The following is a 14,856-nucleotide window of genomic DNA, read 5'->3' as shown; positions in this document are numbered from 1 at the left end:
CAATCAGCCATGCCACAACGCTGAGTGTTTTCCGGTGTGGCATTCTGCCAATGTCTCACCAGGTGGGAGCCTTGCCTCTGGTGGGAGCGACCCCGAGTCCGCCGCAGCCACTATTGAGGCAACTGGCAATTCCCGTTGGGGAACCCTGCGGAGCGCCTTGAGGTATTCGCGTGCCAAACATGCACAGGTGCGTCATGTGTGCTCTACTCCCACACGTTTGGCAAGCGGATGCCGGCAAGCGCACCGCCGCACCGCCGCAGCGCCCCCTGCCACTCAGGCCCGCGAGCGCGCCAGCAGGTATACGAAGTACGGGGCGCCGATGAGCGCGACGATGAGGCCGGCAGGGATCTGCGCAGGTGCGATGATCGTGCGGCCCGCGGCATCGGCGACGACGAGACCCAACGCGCCGAGGAGCATGGCCGTCGGGATCACACGGGCATGTTGGCTGCCGACCAGCACTCGGGCGGCGTGTGGGGCGACAAGACCGATGAATCCGACTACGCCGACCGCGGAGACACTGACTGCGGCGAGCACTGCGGCGGTGATGAGCACACCCAGACGGACAGGCTCACGCGGGACTCCGACCAGCCTCGGCGTATCGTCGTCGAGGGCCAGCAGATCCAGCTCACGCGTCCACACGATGGCCAGTGGGATCGCGGCCAGCAGGACGAGGGTCACGGGTGCGACATCGGCCCAGACTCGACCGTATGTGGAACCGGAGAGCCAGGTGAACAGGGCCGGTGTGTCCCACGGGTTCGCGCGGATGAGGAACAGAGTGGTCAGCGCGGTGAAGCCGAACCACATGCCGATGCCGATGAGCACGAGACGGTCGGTGTTCATCCCACCGCGCCACGAGAGACCGTAGACGAGGGCGAATGCGAGGAGAGCACCGAGGACCCCGACGCTCGAGATGAGGACGACGGTGGCTCCTGGAACCAGGGTGACGACGATAACTGCGCCCAGCCCGGCACCGCCGGTGATGCCCAGCAGGCCCGGTTCGGCCAGCGGGTTGCGGGCGCTGGCTTGGACGAACGTTCCCGACAACCCGAGTGCAGCACCAGCCGCCAGCGCTGCGGCCACACGCGGGGCCCGGGAGTCGAAGGCGAAGGAGATGACAGGTGCCGCCTGGTCCTGGGCCCACAGCACGACATCGCCGAGGAGGTAGAACCGTTCACCCGTGAGCAGGCCGAGGATCGCCACGACGATCAGCAGCACCGAGGCGAACGCGATGATGAGCGCGGCGCGACGAGGTCCGTGCGCACGCGACCGAGCAGCCGAAGTCGCCTGCGTGGGCCCCGAAGACCGCATGGACCGCGCCAGCAGAACCAGGACGACTGCACCGAGGACCGTCGTCGTCACACCCGAGGGCAGGGTGATCGCCTCGGTGGCTCCGACGATGGCACGCAGCAGCGCATCGGCGAGGATGACGATGATCGCGCCGATGAGGGCCGTGGCCGGAATCAGCACCGCATGCTTGCCCAGCACCGGGATCAGGCGGGCGAGCAGTCGGGCGATGACCGGAGCGCAGAGCCCCACGAACCCGATCGGCCCCGCCAGGGTCACGGCCGTGGCGGTGAGGATGACAGCGAGCAGAATCCCGACTGCCCGGGTGGAGCGGATCGGCACACCGAGGACAGAAGCGGCATCATCGCCGAGGCTGAGCAGATCCAGTCGTCGTGAGAGGGCGATGGCGGCGGCGATGATGATGACGATGACGGGAATGCTGCGGACCGCCGCTGTCCCATCGAGTTGGTTGAGGGTGCCCGATCCCCAGGAATAGAGACTCGTCGTCTCCTCGGCGAAGAGAATGAGCAGCGTCGACGTCCCCGCCTGCAGTGCCAGAGCCGTCGCGGTCCCGGCGAGCACGAGGCGAGTCGTCGACGACGCCGCACCACCGGCCAGCCCGAGGACGAGAGCCGCAGCGAGGAGACCCCCGATGAAGGCGACGCCTCCGGAGGCCCACATCGGAATCGCAAGCCCGAAGGCCGTGACCACGGTGACCGCGAAGTACGAACCGCCCGTGACGGCAAGGGTGTCCGGGGAGGCCAGCGGATTGCGGGCCAAGGACTGGAACAGCGCTCCGGCCACGCCGAGGGCGACGCCGACGAGTATCCCCGCTCCCACGCGCGGAAGCCGGGATCCGAGGAGGATGTCACGCGCACTCGGACCCACCTCGGCGGGAGAGCCGGAGGTCCCGGTCAGGACCGCGAACAGGTCCTTGAAACCGATCCCCGAGGTGCCCTGCGTGATGTGCCAGGCCGACAGCAGCGCGAGGACGAGCACCAGGCCGAGGAGGACACCGGTGGCCGAGAGGGCACCGATGGCACCGACTCCTCGCGCGGGGGCAGCACCTCTCCGTTCGGTGGGGCCATCCGCCGAGGTGGTGGGCAGCGTCGTGGGTGCGGTCATGGGCTACTTGGTCAGTGCGTCGACGTAGGCGTCGAGGGCCTGCTCGGAGGATTTGGGTCCGCCGAAGGTCCAGATGCCGGAGGGGAACGCATAGGTGCGCTCGTCCTTGACGGCGGGGATGTTCGACCAGATGTCGTTCTTCTTCAGCAGGTCGACGAAGTCCTCGGACTCGGGATCGTCGGTTCCGGTGTAGAAGAAGTTCGCGTCGCCGACCTTCGAAATGCCTTCGATGTCGGTCTGTCCCAAACCGTAGGCCGGATCGACTTCACCGGTCCAGACGTTCTTCAGGCCCAGCTCCTCGCCCAGTTCGCCGAAGAGGGATCCCTGACCGAAGGGACGCAGCGCCACGTTCGAGCCGTTGACCCAACCGTCGAAGTAGACGAATTCCTCAGTCTCGAGGTCGGCGGATTCGATCGCCTTCTTCGACTCCTCGACCTTGGCATCGAAGTCGTCGAGGACACTGTCGGCGCGCTCGCCGCGGCCGGTCACCTCGGCGAGGGTGGAGAAGGTGTCCTTCATATATCCGATCGGATCCTTGCCGTCGGCTCCGGTCATCGCCATCACGGGGATGCCCTGGTCCTCGAGCTGCCCGACGATCTTGTCATCGCGGGAAGTCGTCTCGATGATGACGAGATCGGGGTTGGCCGAGAGGATCGATTCCACGTTGGGTTCCTGGCGGGTGCCGACGTCCGTGGTGTCCTCGGGCAGCTTCTCCGCCGTGTCCCAGGTGGTGAAGCCCTGTGCATCCGCCACTGCAGCCGGATCGACGCACAGGGAGAGCAGGTCCTCGGTGTACTGCCATTCGAGTGAGACGACTGTGTCTGCGGGGGAGTCGAGTTCGATGGAATGTCCGGTGTCATCTTTGACGGAGACCGGATCCGCCGAGGTGGTGCTCGAGTCTTCGGCGCAGTCGCCGGAGGTTGATGTCGATGTGTCCTCCTTCGCCGAGGCATCGGTGGAGGTGGTGCCGCACGCCGACAGGGCGAGGGCGCAGACGGCAGAGACGGAGGCGAGGACGAGCAGCGGCTTGCGCGGACGAGTCCGGGGCAGTGTGGAAAGGGACATGGCTTCTTTCTGAGCATGAGTTCGACAGTGATGATGGCGGTGGTGCTGGGTGGTGACGAGTGTGGTGCTCGGTGGCAGCTGTCGGCCGGTGGGCCGTTCCTGGTGGCCGCGAGCGGTCAGACCGCTCGCGCAAGTTGCGCGGTGGCACGGGCAGGGCGACGACGGCGGGGCAGCGCCTCGATCCGGACAATTCCGGTGTCGTCGTCCAGGCGCGTGGTGATGGGGAGCCCGTAGACCTCGGTGAGCACCTCGGCGGTGAAGACCTCTTCGCAGGTGCCTGCTGATCGGATCCGGCCCTGGCTGAGCAGGACGATGTCGTCGGCCACGGCGGCCGCGTGGTTGAGGTCGTGGAGGACGACTCCGACCGCCGTTCCGTGGTCGTCGGCCAGATCGCGCATGAGGTCGAGGATTTCCACCTGGTAGCGCAGATCCAGGTGATTCGTGGGCTCGTCGAGCAGCAGGACCCCAGTCTCCTGGGCCAGGCAGGTGGCCAACCACACGCGCTGGAGTTCGCCGCCGGAGAGCTGGTCGACGGAGCGGTCGGCCATTCGCGCGGTTCCAGTCAGTTCCAGGGCCTTGTCGATCGCTGCCCTGTCGGAGTCGGTGAGTGAGGCGAACCGGCGACGGTGCGGATGACGGCCGTAGGCGACGATCTCGCGCACGCTCAGCCCTGAAGGATGCGGCCGCGACTGGGAGAGCAGAGTGACCGTGCGGGCGAACTCGCGTGCCGACAGTGCTCTGGTCGAGGTGGCCGGGGCGGCCGGGGCGGCCGGGTTGGCCGGGGCGGCCGATCCTGTGGTTCTGATGGTGACGTCACCGGAGCCGATCGGGTGCAGACGTGCCAGGGATCGCAGCACGGTCGATTTGCCGCTGCCGTTGGGGCCGATGAGTGCGGTGACGCGCCCAGGGGCGATGGTCAGCGACACGTCATGGACGACCGGTGTGCGCTCGTATCCCAGGTGCAGGCCGGAGGCGTGCAACGTCGTCATATTCGAGTCTCGGCTACGTGCGTGGACAGAATCATAATCACCCATGAACCATAGCCTAACCTAAGTTAGGGTTGCCTCGCACCAGGTGGGCGTCGCAGTGTCGGCAGCTCTCGCGGCAGCGGCGCTCGCCGTAGCCACCCTCGTAGCAGTGCGGCAAACGTGCTGTCACCTCCCGCACGGCGGCGGTCCGTACGAGAACCGCTGGGCAAACGTGCTCAGGGTGCGTCATTTGTGCGCTACCTCCACACGTTTGGCCAGCGGGTGATCGTGCACCTTTCACGTCAGCGCCTGTCCGTAGGGTGGGTGTGCATATATAGGATGGGCGAGAGCCAAGGAGGAACCCATGAGATTCGTCGCCACCGGAGACTGGCAGCTGGGCATGACGGCCCACTATCTCAGTACCGAAGCACGCCCGCGCTTTCACCGTGCCCGCCTCGACGCCGTCAAGCGCATCGGCGAGATCGCTGCCGAACAGTCCTGCGACTTCGTCGTCGTCTGCGGTGATGTGTTCGAGTCCAACCAGCTCGACCGCGCCATCATCTCCCGCACCTTCGAAGTCCTGGCCGCCTTCACCGTGCCCGTCGTTCTGCTGCCGGGCAATCACGACCCTCTCGACGCCGCCTCCATCTACGACTCGCACGCCTTCACCTCCCGTCAGCCTGGCCATGTCCATGTCCTGCGTGACAGTGAACCCTTCGAGGTCCGTCCCGGCGTCGAGATCATCGGAGCCCCCTGGTTCTCGAAACGTCCGCAAGGTGACCTCGTCGCCCAAGCAACACAGAACCTCGCCGAGGCGGCTCCGGGCAAGGTGCGCATCATCGCCGGGCACGGCGCCGTGAGCACTCTGGACCCCGACCGCGAATCTCTGGCCACGATCGACGTCGACAGCCTCAAGACCGTGCTGCGAGAGGACCGTGCCCAGTTCGTCGCACTGGGGGACAGACACGCCACCTACGCCGTGGATGAGCGCATCTGGTACTCCGGGGCCCCAGAAGTGACTTCCCGGCGGGAGGACGATCCCGGCAATGTTCTCCTCGTCGACATCGATGCACAGTCACATGCGAGTTCGGTGGAGAAGATGCACATCGGCCGCTGGTCCTACCTCGTCGTAGAGGAGGACGTGAACTCGGATGAGGACGTCAGCCACCTCGAACAGCGGCTGGCAGACATCCCGGACAAAGACAGCACAGCAGTGTGGCTCATCCTCAGAGGAACCCTGTCCACGGCAGCGAAGTCGAGACTCGACGATATCCTCGACCACGCCACTGACCTGTTCGCCCTCGTGTCCTTGTGGGAGCGGCATACGGACATCGCTGTGGTCGCCGCCGACGAGGATTTCGCCGGGCTCGGCCTGAGCGGATATCTGCAGGAGTCTCTCGACGAATTGGCGGAGACGGCCGCAGGGGAGGACCTATCAGCGTCGGCGGCACAGGACGCGTTGGGGCTCTTGTACCGATTTGCGAGGAGCGGATCATGAAATTCCATTCCATCCACCTGCGCAACTACCGCGGCATCGCGGACTCCCGCGTCGAATTCGGCGACGGCGTCACCGTCGTCGAAGGGCCGAATGAGGTCGGCAAGTCCTCGATCCATGAAGCCATCACTCATCTGAGGGAGGACAAATCGAGCTCACGAAAGGCCAGCGTCAAAGAGACACAGCCTGTCGGCGTCGATGCCGGCCCCGAGGTGGAACTGCACCTGAGCACCGGTGACTACGAACTCAAGTACCGGAAGCGGTGGATCAAACAGCCCTTCACCGAACTCAGCGTCATCAAACCCAGGCCCGAACAGCTGAGCAGCGATGATGCCCACGATCGGTTCCTGTCGATCCTCGCCGACACTGTCGACGTCGATCTCCTCGTCGCACTCGACGTGGCACAGGGAGAGAGTCTGGCACAAGCTCCGCTGGCTCAGATCAAAGCCCTGCACTCCGCGCTCAGCGAATCGGGTGTCGAGGTCGCCGACCACGATGACTTCCTCGACCAGGTCGAAGCCGAGTACTTGAAGTACTTCACCAAGTCCGGCAGAGAGACAGGGGAGTACAAGGACATCAACGCTCAGGTCCCTGTCGTCGAAGCTGCCTTCGAGGAACTGCGTGAACGCAGTCGTGGCATGGACGATCTCGTCGACAACCATGCCCGAGCCGCCGCTCGTCTGAAAACGGTGCGCACCCAGCTGACACAGGCCCTCGCCGATCGTGATGAAGCCGAGCAGGCGGCGAAGGCGGTGGCCGAACTCAAAGCAGTGCTCGACCAGGCGGTGGATCACGCGAAGTCGGCACAGCGGGATGAACAGATCGCTCGGGAGGCGCTGGACAGACGCACACAACTTATCGCTGACGCCACCGATGCCCAGAGCGCGGTGACAGTGGCTGGGAAGACTGTCGCTGGGCTCGAATCGGCCCAGGGTGACAAGGACTCCGACTTCGATCGCTTCCAGAAGGCCCTCGAGGAGAAGCAGAGCGCAGTCGACGATGCTCGTGCGCAGGCGAAGGCTGCTGCCAAAACCCTGGCCAAAGCCCGTGCACGTGCAGAACAGTCCGATCTCACCCGCCGACTTGAGGCTATCCGCGAGCATGATGAGAAGAAGAGCCGTGCGCAGGCGACGATCGGATCGATCACGGTCACGACCAAGGACGTCGAGAAACTGAGCTCCCTCGAGACGGAGGTGCGGATTGCTGAGCACGCGAAGACCTCCGCCGCAGCGCAGATCGAAGCGAAACAGCTCGGGACACGGGCCCTGAACATCGACGGAACTGAACTCGGCGAAGGAAACAGCGGAGAATTCGCAGCACTCAAGGACGTGCGAATCATGATCGACGGCGTCGCCGACATCACCGTGCGCCCAGGAGCATCTCCCGTTGAGTTGGACAAAGCACTGACCTCAGCGAAGGGAGCCTTCGAAGCGGAGCTGGAACGCCTCGACATCGACTCTGTGTCCCAGGCCCGGGATAATGCCAACGTTCGCGCGGATGCAGAAGCTGTCATGGCAGAGGCGGATTCGACGCTCAAGGTGCTCCTGGGCCAGGACAAGCGCGACAAGCTTGAAGCCGCGCTCGCTCGCGCACAGCAGATCCTCGGAGCCGATGGAACCAGCGCAAGCACCGATGACAAAGCTGGGAATGGTGCCGAGGTGGACGGCCAGACTCGTGACCGGAGCCTCAGCGAGCTCGAAACGGCAGTCGCCGAGTCCGAGGCGACCGTCGACGACGCTCAATCCGCGGTGGACTCCACTCGCATCGAGCTCGAACGAACTCGCACAAGCCGAGATGACGCGCGAGTGGAGACGGTCCGGGCCCAGACCAGCCTGAAAGAAGCCGAAACTCAGCACGAGCGGCTGACGAGCAGTCTGGCGGAGGCCCGAAAGACGAATTCTGACGCCGATCTGGATGAAGAAGTGACGTCTGCCGAGGCCCGAGCGACGAATGTGGGCTCGCAGGTTGACGAGGCGAGAGTCGCCTACGAAGCAGCAGATCCCGAGACCTTGGAGATGCAGCTGCAGAACGTGCGGCAACTCGTCGGCAGCAAGGAAGCACAGCGAGAAGAAGTGCGTCAGGACGTCGATCGCCTGTCGGCTCTCATCGACGATCGTGCCAGCGAAGGCATCTATGAAAAACTCGCGGCCGCCGAAGAGACGATGGAGTCGGCCCGCAGGAAGCAGACACGACTAGGCCGTCAGGCGACGGCGATCAACCTGTTGCGCACCACTGTCCTCAATCACAAGGAAGAATCCCAGCGGAAGTACGTGGCTCCTTTCAAGGAGCAGATTGAGAAGCTGGGCCGACTGGTCTTCGGACAAGGACTGTCGGTCGAGGTCTCCGAAGACCTCGAAATCGTCTCACGCACTTTGGACGAACGCACAGTGCCCTTCGAATCACTGTCGGGAGGGACGAAGGAACAGCTGGCGCTCATCGGCCGACTCGCAGTGGCCACTCTCGTCGACAGCGATTCGGGGGCGCCCGTGGTTCTCGACGATGCTTTCGGCTTCGCCGATGCCGAACGTCTCAACGCACTCAACGTCATCCTCTCCACAGTCGGCCAGAGCGCCCAGGTCATCCTGCTCACCTGCCAACCCGACCGCTTCGCTCGCCTCGGCGGAGCGAAGTCTGTGAGCCTGACGTAACCGAGCATCGCGCATGCAGACCCAGCCGGATCCGACGGCTGCCCCCTGCGCAGACAGACACGGCCGCCGCATCAAGCGGATACGACGGCCGTGACCGGCTGACATCATTGGCAGCGCGCGAACGCTTCTGGATCAGTCAGAGCCGACCGCCCCCGCCTTCGCTGCCTCGGCAGCAGCCACGGCATCGGCACGAATCGTGCGCCGCAGGATCTTGCCTGAGCTGGTCTTAGGCAGCTCGTCGATGATGGTCACCTGCCGCGGAGCCTTATAGGAGGCCAACTTCTCGCGACAGAATTCGACGATCTCGGCCTCGGTGACGGCATCGGCCTCGGGACCCGACTGCAGAGTCACGAACGCGGCAACGTTCTCACCCCGATACTCGTCAGGGATGCCGACGACTGCTGCCTCCTGAATCGCCGGATGGGTGTAGAGGACGTCCTCGAACTCCCGCGGCCAGACCTTGAAGCCGGAGGCGTTGATCATGTCCTTCTTGCGGTCGACGATGAACAGCCAGCCGTCTTCGTTCATGTACCCCACATCGCCGGTGCGCAGCTCCCCATCCGGGAGCTGCTCGGCTGTTGCCTTCTCATTGTTGATGTATTCGGCGACGACCTCAGGTCCCGAGACGGCAACCTCGCCGATCTCGTTCGGGCCCAAGGGCTCACCGAAGTCGTCGAGGATGCGAATCATGGTGTCCGGCTGGGGCAGACCGCAGGAGAGGTTGCCGCTGTCGGGATCGACCGGCGCCCTCAGCCCCGGTGGGACGGTCGCCACCTGCGCACAGGTCTCGGTCAGACCGTAGCCCTGTCCGATGTAGACGCCGGTCTTCTGTTCGAACTTCGTCACCAAGCCCTCGGGCAGGGGTGCACCACCCGACATGATCCGCTTGAACGATGCGAAGTGCTCCGCCGTCGCGCTGGGATGGGCAAGCATTGCGGTGTAGACCGTGGCCGGGCCTGCCATATACGTCGGCTTCTCCCGCAGGAAGAGTTCGAGAAGGGAGCCCGGATCGAATCGATAGTTGAGGATCAGCCGCGCGCCACCGCTGACACCGGCGATGAACTGGCAGACGAACCCGGTGATGTGGAAGATCGGGGCCAGCGTGAGGAAGCCGTCGCCGGGTTCGAACGTCGGCGTCCGGACACAGTAGCGGGCATTGCTCGACACCGAGGCGTGAGTCGCAGACGCACCCTTCGCTTTGCCCGAGGTCCCCGAGGTGTACACGACGATCGCTTCGTCCTCGGGAGCGGGAATGAGAGGAGTGAAACCGGTGTCCAGGCGGGACTCGACAACGGCTTGGAAGTCGGGGAGATTCGGCACCTGGTCGGGGCCCGGGTTCTCACCGGGGGCACCTGGCAGGTCAGCGAACATCGAGAAGATCGCCTCGGGCCCGTCGACCTGGAAACTCCTGTCGTCGCTGAGGACGACGACCGGCAGTGCCGCGGCATAGGGAGCCACGCGACCCAGGAACGCCGCCTTGGATACCACAAGCCCCTTCACCTCGGCGTCGGCGAAGATGTGCTCGAGCTCCCCGCGATACATGGGATTGAGGGGAACGACGACGCCTCCGACCTTCCAGATGCCGTAGGTGGCGATCATGAAGGCGGGGGTGTTCTGCTCATAGATGGCCACCCGGTCGCCGACAGCGATGCCGTGCTCGACCAGATAGGCCGCGAACGCAGTGGAATACTGGTCGAACTGGGACCAGGTCAGCCCGAAACCGTAGTAGTTGAGGGCCTCTTCGCGGCCGTGGGTGGCCACGGTCGACGCCAGATCCTGCAGGGTCGTGGACTTCTCCAGGGTGTACGGCTTGTTCGCGAGATCTCCCCAGGTCTTCAGCCAGGGACGGGTATCTGCCCACGTGCTCATCGCTTCACTTCCTTCATCGTTGAATGGTGTGCCGAAATCGTTGAAAGGGGTTTCGAACAGCCGATCCGCCTACTTGCGGTACTTCTTCATCTCGTTGCGCGCAATGCTGCGTTTGTGCACCTCATCGGGGCCGTCGGCCAGGCGCAGGGTGCGCATGTGCGCCCACATGCTGGCCAATGGGAAGTCCTCCGTGACACCGGCACCGCCGTGGACCTGGATCGCGCGATCGATGATCTTCAGCGCCATGGCTGGAGCCACAACCTTGATCTCGGCGATCTCGTTCTTCGCGACCTTGTTGCCGTGCTTGTCCATCATGTCCGCCGCATGCAGCGTCAGCAGCCTAGCCTGATCGATCTCGATCCGGGCCTCGGCGATCCACTCCTGGATGTTCGCCCGAGACGACAGCTTCTCACCGAATGTCACACGTTCATCGGCACGTTTGACCATGAGTTCGAGGGCGCGCTCGGCGGCACCGATCGCGCGCATGCAGTGATGGATGCGCCCCGGTCCCAGACGGGCCTGGCTGATCGCGAAGCCCTCACCTTCGCCCTTGAGGATGTCCTTGGACGGGACGCGGACGTTGTCGAAGGTGATCTCCGCATGTCCCTCCCGATCGTGGTAGCCGAAGACGGGCAGGTTGCGCACCACGGTGACACCGGGGGCGTCGATCGGGACGACGAGCATCGACTGCTGTCGGTGCACCTCGGCGTCGGGGGAGGTCTTGCCCATGACGATGAGGACTCGGCAATTGGGGTGCATGCCGTTCGAGGCGAACCATTTGCGGCCGTTGAGGACGAACCCGTCATCCGTGGGCTCCATACGCATCTCGACGTTCGTCGCATCGGAGCTGGCGACAGCGGGTTCGGTCATGGCGAACGCCGAGGCGATTGTGCCGTCGAGCAGCGGCCCCAGGTACTTCTCCTTGTGCTCGTCGGTGCCGAAACGGGTGAAGACCTCCATGTTGCCCGTGTCGGGGGCATTGCAGTTGATGGATTCGGGGGCGATCTCGATGCTGTGGCCGGTGATCTCGGCCAGGGGCGCGTACTCGAGGTTCGTCAGTCCCGGCCCCCACTGGGGATCGGGGTGGAAGAGGTTCCACAGACCCCGGCTCTTGGCTTCGGCCTTGAGGTCTTCGAGGATCTGCGGCTGAGTGTGCGGGCTGTTCGCCGCCGCCATCTGCTGGGCATAGACGGGCTCCGCCGGATAGACGAAGCCCTCCATGAACGTCGTCAGACGCTCCTGATAGTCACGGCCGCGGTCAGTCGTTTCCAGCATGTGTGGTCTCCTCGTTGAGTCGGTTCGCTTCGTTGAGTCGGTGCTGATAGCGGCTCATGCCCGCCAGCCAGCGGTCGTAGTCGCTGCCCTTCATGCGATACATATCGAGCACCTCGGGGTGGGGGAGGATGAGGAACTGCTCAGCCTCGACGGCATCGAGGGCCACGTTCGCGACGGCAGCGGGCGTGAGCACCGTGCCGGCTTCGGTGACCGCGGCCTGTGCCGGCCCGTCGGCACCGCTTGCGCGCAGCAGGTCTGTGTCGACGCCCATCGGAGCGATCACCGAGGCCCGGATGCCATCGTCGCGGTAGGTCAGCGCGAGCCATTCGGCGAAGCCGACCGAGGCGTGTTTGGTGACGCTGTAGGCTGCCGATCCGATCTGGGTGAGCAGGCCCGCCGCCGAGGCGGTGGCGACGAAATATCCTTCACCGGCTTCCTGCCAGCGGGGGATGAGGGCCTGAGCTGCGCGGATGTGGGCGCGCAGGTTGACGTCGATGATGGCATCCCAGTCGGCATCGTTCTCGCCCAGTTCGCCGGGTCCGATGATGCCGGCGTTGGCGAAGTACATGTCCACCCCTCCGAGGCGGTCGTCGGCGAAGGCGATGAGTTCGTCGATGCCTGCCACCGAGGACACGTCACCGACCCAAGCGTGGGCACCGGATTCGAACCCCGAGGCGGTGTCGGTACTCAGTGCTGAGGCGGTGTCGGCGACGGTGGCGGAGATGTCGGCAAGGACGACGGTGGCGCCGCGGGAGACCAGTTCGGCGGCGAGAGCGGCACCGATGCCGCCGGCCGCACCGGTGACGATGGCTCGGGTGCCGTTGACGATTCGTGCCCCCGCCGCATGTGAGCCTGCTGCAGAGTTCACGCCGGCGGTGCTCATGCTTTCTCCAGAATGGTCAGGGCTTGCCGGGCCAAGTCCTCGACGCCGGCGCCCGCAGTTTCCGGGTCGAGGTCGAGATCGCCCATCTTGCCTGTGAGCAGCCGGGTGTAGACGCCTTCGCGGATGCAGGCCAGTTTCCACATGGCAAAGGCTTCGTAGTAGCCGACGTCGTGGACCTCGTGGCCGCTGACCTCCTGGTAGCGGTCGATGAGCTCGTCGGAGGTGGGAAAGCCGAGTTCCGGGGTGGGGACCCAGATGCTCGTGTACTGCTCGGGCACGGTGAGCATGGCGATGAAGTAGCCCAGATCGGTGAGCACCTCGCCGATGGCGGTCAGCTCCCAGTCGACGACGGCGTTGACCGTGCCCTCAGGGGCGAAGATCATGTTGTTGGGTTTGTAGTCACCATGGGCCAGGCCGACGGGGCTTCGGGCCGGATCCGGCATGGTTTCGAGGAGGGCATCGTGGACCTCGCGGATGATCGGGATGTCGCGCAGTGTGATGTCCTCGACCTGGCCCAGCCAGCGACGCAGCTGCCGTTCGATGAGCCCGCCTGGGCGACGCAGATCCCCCAGCCCCACCTCGTCGACATCGACACGATGGATGGCGGCCAGCGTGTCGATCATTCCGAACGCGCACGAACGCTTGTCGTCAGGGCCGGGACCGTCGGGAATGCGTGCCCAGTCGGCGGGCTCATTGATCGCGAAGCCGGGGCAGTGCTCCATGAACACGAAGGGCACATCGAGGACCTCGGGGTCATCGACGATGTCGACGATGTGGGGCACCGGTACGGTGCTGTCGCCCAGCGCGGCCATGATCCGGCCTTCGCGTGCGACGTTGTGGGCACTTCCCCCGGAGTGCCCGAGCGGAGGGCGCCTGATCACCCAGCGCGGCAGTCCGTCGACGGTGATGGTGAAGGTGAGGTTCGAGCGTCCGATGGACATGACTTCGACGTCGAAGTCCGTGACCCCGAATCTGTCCGAGATCCATCGTCCGATGGTTCTGGTATCGAATCCTGCAGGTGCTGTGGTCAACGTCGACCCTCCCGAGTGAACAATCGTTCAGTTTCGTTTACAGTATTCAAACCGGGCGTGAGAGTCAAGCTGAAATCGTGATGCTCGTCACGGCCGAATGTGATAGTGATGAATGGGTCATCCCACACTCTTTCACCAAGCAGTCAGTTGCCATCAGCACACACCTTTCACCAGAAGTGAGGAAATCATGAGAGCCATTCGCGTTGCCACGTTGACCGGTCCGGACGATGTCGAGATCGCCGAGGTGGATCGTCCGAGTCCAGGTTCGGGCGAGGTCCTGATCGAGGTTGCCTATGCGGGAGTCACGTTCCCCGAGCTGCTCCAGACCCGGGGCATGTACCAGACCAAGCACGAGCTGCCGTTCGTCCTCGGCTCCGAAGCCGCCGGCATTGTCGTCGAAGCCGGTGCCGGATCGCGATTCTCCTCCGGCGACCGCGTCGCCGCGATCCCCGGCAAGGGATCCTTCGCCGAATTCATGGTCGCCGCCGACGAGCAGACGGTGCCCGTGCCCGACGAAGTCAGCCTGGCCCATGCGGCCGGTATGCCGATGAATGTGCTCACCGCTGACTTCGCGCTGCGCCTCCGGGCGCAGGCGCAGGCGGGGCAGTCCATCCTCGTCCACGGTGCCGCAGGCGGGCTGGGATCAGCCACGGTGCAGATGGCCCTGGCCATGGGCCTCGAGGTCATCGGCGTCGTGTCGACCGAGGACAAAGCCGAGACCGTGCGCGATCTCGGTGCCACACACGTGGTCATGGCCGAGGGGTTCAAGGATGCAGCCAAGGAGCTCTACCCGAACGGCGTCGACTATGTCTTCGACCCCGTCGGGGGAGATCGCTTCACGGACTCGACCCGTGTCCTGGCCCCGTTTGGTCGTCTCCTCGTTCTCGGATTCAGCGCCGGTGAGATCCCCTCGATCAAGGTCAACCGCCTGCTGCTGAAGAACATCTCCGTCGACGGTGTGGCCTGGGGAGCCGCGGCCCGCGAGCGGCCCGACTACATCGCCGAACAATGGGACGCGGTGGCCGACTATGTCGCGGCGGGCAAGCTCAACCCAGCAATCCATGCCACGCACCCACTCGACGAAGCGGCGAAGGCCATCGGTGAACTGGACTCCCGCAGCGTGCGGGGCAAGGTGCTGCTCGAGCTCAAGGGGGAATAGGTCCACCAGCCCGGTCGACGTCGCGGAATCCGCCTCGGCGGTGGAATCCTTGAA

Annotated in this window: 10 protein-coding genes; 3 read left to right on the top strand and 7 right to left on the bottom strand. The window is 64.8% G+C overall.

The features are described 5' to 3' along the window. Positions 1–273 precede the first annotated feature (273 nt). The 3 genes from BAUR9175_RS07005 to BAUR9175_RS06995 form a co-directional block, all read right to left on the bottom strand. Positions 274–2,409 carry an iron ABC transporter permease gene (locus BAUR9175_RS07005; protein ID WP_009885266.1) on the bottom strand — a complete coding sequence of 712 codons (2,136 nt, stop codon included), beginning with the start codon at positions 2,407–2,409 and terminating at the stop codon, positions 274–276. A gap of 3 nt (positions 2,410–2,412) precedes the next feature. Further along, positions 2,413–3,474 (bottom strand): ABC transporter substrate-binding protein, encoded by a 1,062-nt coding sequence (locus BAUR9175_RS07000; RefSeq protein WP_069599837.1) that lies wholly within the window; start codon positions 3,472–3,474, stop codon positions 2,413–2,415. 116 nt (positions 3,475–3,590) lie between these two features. Beyond that, a complete protein-coding gene (locus tag BAUR9175_RS06995; protein ID WP_009885265.1) occupies positions 3,591–4,463 on the bottom strand; it encodes an ABC transporter ATP-binding protein in 873 nt (290 codons plus the stop codon). Positions 4,464–4,806: 343 nt separating this feature from the next. Here BAUR9175_RS06995 and BAUR9175_RS06990 point away from each other — a divergent pair, with 343 nt between their 5' ends. Both BAUR9175_RS06990 and BAUR9175_RS06985 read left to right on the top strand, forming a co-directional pair. After that, complete coding sequence (locus tag BAUR9175_RS06990; protein ID WP_009885264.1) at positions 4,807–5,940, top strand: metallophosphoesterase family protein; 1,134 nt, start codon at positions 4,807–4,809, stop codon at positions 5,938–5,940. After that, positions 5,937–8,585: an AAA family ATPase gene (locus BAUR9175_RS06985; RefSeq protein ID WP_009885263.1), complete on the top strand. Its 2,649-nt coding sequence runs from the start codon at positions 5,937–5,939 to the stop codon at positions 8,583–8,585. Before BAUR9175_RS06990 ends, BAUR9175_RS06985 begins: the two co-directional genes overlap by 4 nt. A 132-nt stretch (positions 8,586–8,717) precedes the next feature. Here the strand turns inward: BAUR9175_RS06985 and BAUR9175_RS06980 are convergent, their stop codons facing one another. The 4 genes from BAUR9175_RS06980 to BAUR9175_RS06965 all read right to left on the bottom strand — a co-directional run bounded on the left by BAUR9175_RS06980 (position 8,718) and on the right by BAUR9175_RS06965 (position 13,643). Beyond that, positions 8,718–10,454: a class I adenylate-forming enzyme family protein gene (locus BAUR9175_RS06980; protein WP_101583340.1), complete on the bottom strand. Its 1,737-nt coding sequence runs from the start codon at positions 10,452–10,454 to the stop codon at positions 8,718–8,720. A 69-nt stretch (positions 10,455–10,523) separates the two neighbouring features. Next, positions 10,524–11,729 (bottom strand): acyl-CoA dehydrogenase family protein, encoded by a 1,206-nt coding sequence (locus BAUR9175_RS06975; RefSeq protein ID WP_069599841.1) that lies wholly within the window; start codon positions 11,727–11,729, stop codon positions 10,524–10,526. After that, positions 11,713–12,612: an SDR family oxidoreductase gene (locus tag BAUR9175_RS06970; RefSeq protein WP_009884754.1), complete on the bottom strand. Its 900-nt coding sequence runs from the start codon at positions 12,610–12,612 to the stop codon at positions 11,713–11,715. Before BAUR9175_RS06970 ends, BAUR9175_RS06975 begins: the two co-directional genes overlap by 17 nt. Then, entirely contained in the window at positions 12,609–13,643 is a 1,035-nt protein-coding gene (locus BAUR9175_RS06965) for a phosphotransferase family protein (RefSeq protein ID WP_009884755.1), read from the bottom strand. The genes BAUR9175_RS06970 and BAUR9175_RS06965 overlap by 4 nt, the downstream gene beginning before the upstream one ends. Positions 13,644–13,830: 187 nt before the next feature. Between BAUR9175_RS06965 and BAUR9175_RS06960 the strand changes: the two genes are divergently transcribed. Then, a complete protein-coding gene (locus BAUR9175_RS06960) occupies positions 13,831–14,802 on the top strand; it encodes an NADPH:quinone oxidoreductase family protein (RefSeq protein ID WP_009884756.1) in 972 nt (323 codons plus the stop codon). The last annotated feature ends 54 nt before the right edge of the window (positions 14,803–14,856 follow it).

The organism is Brevibacterium aurantiacum, from assembly GCF_900169065.1.
GTDB classification, from domain to species: domain Bacteria; phylum Actinomycetota; class Actinomycetes; order Actinomycetales; family Brevibacteriaceae; genus Brevibacterium; species Brevibacterium aurantiacum.
Note: the sequence above shows the minus strand (reverse complement) of the source record. Positions and strands in the feature narration are given on the sequence as shown.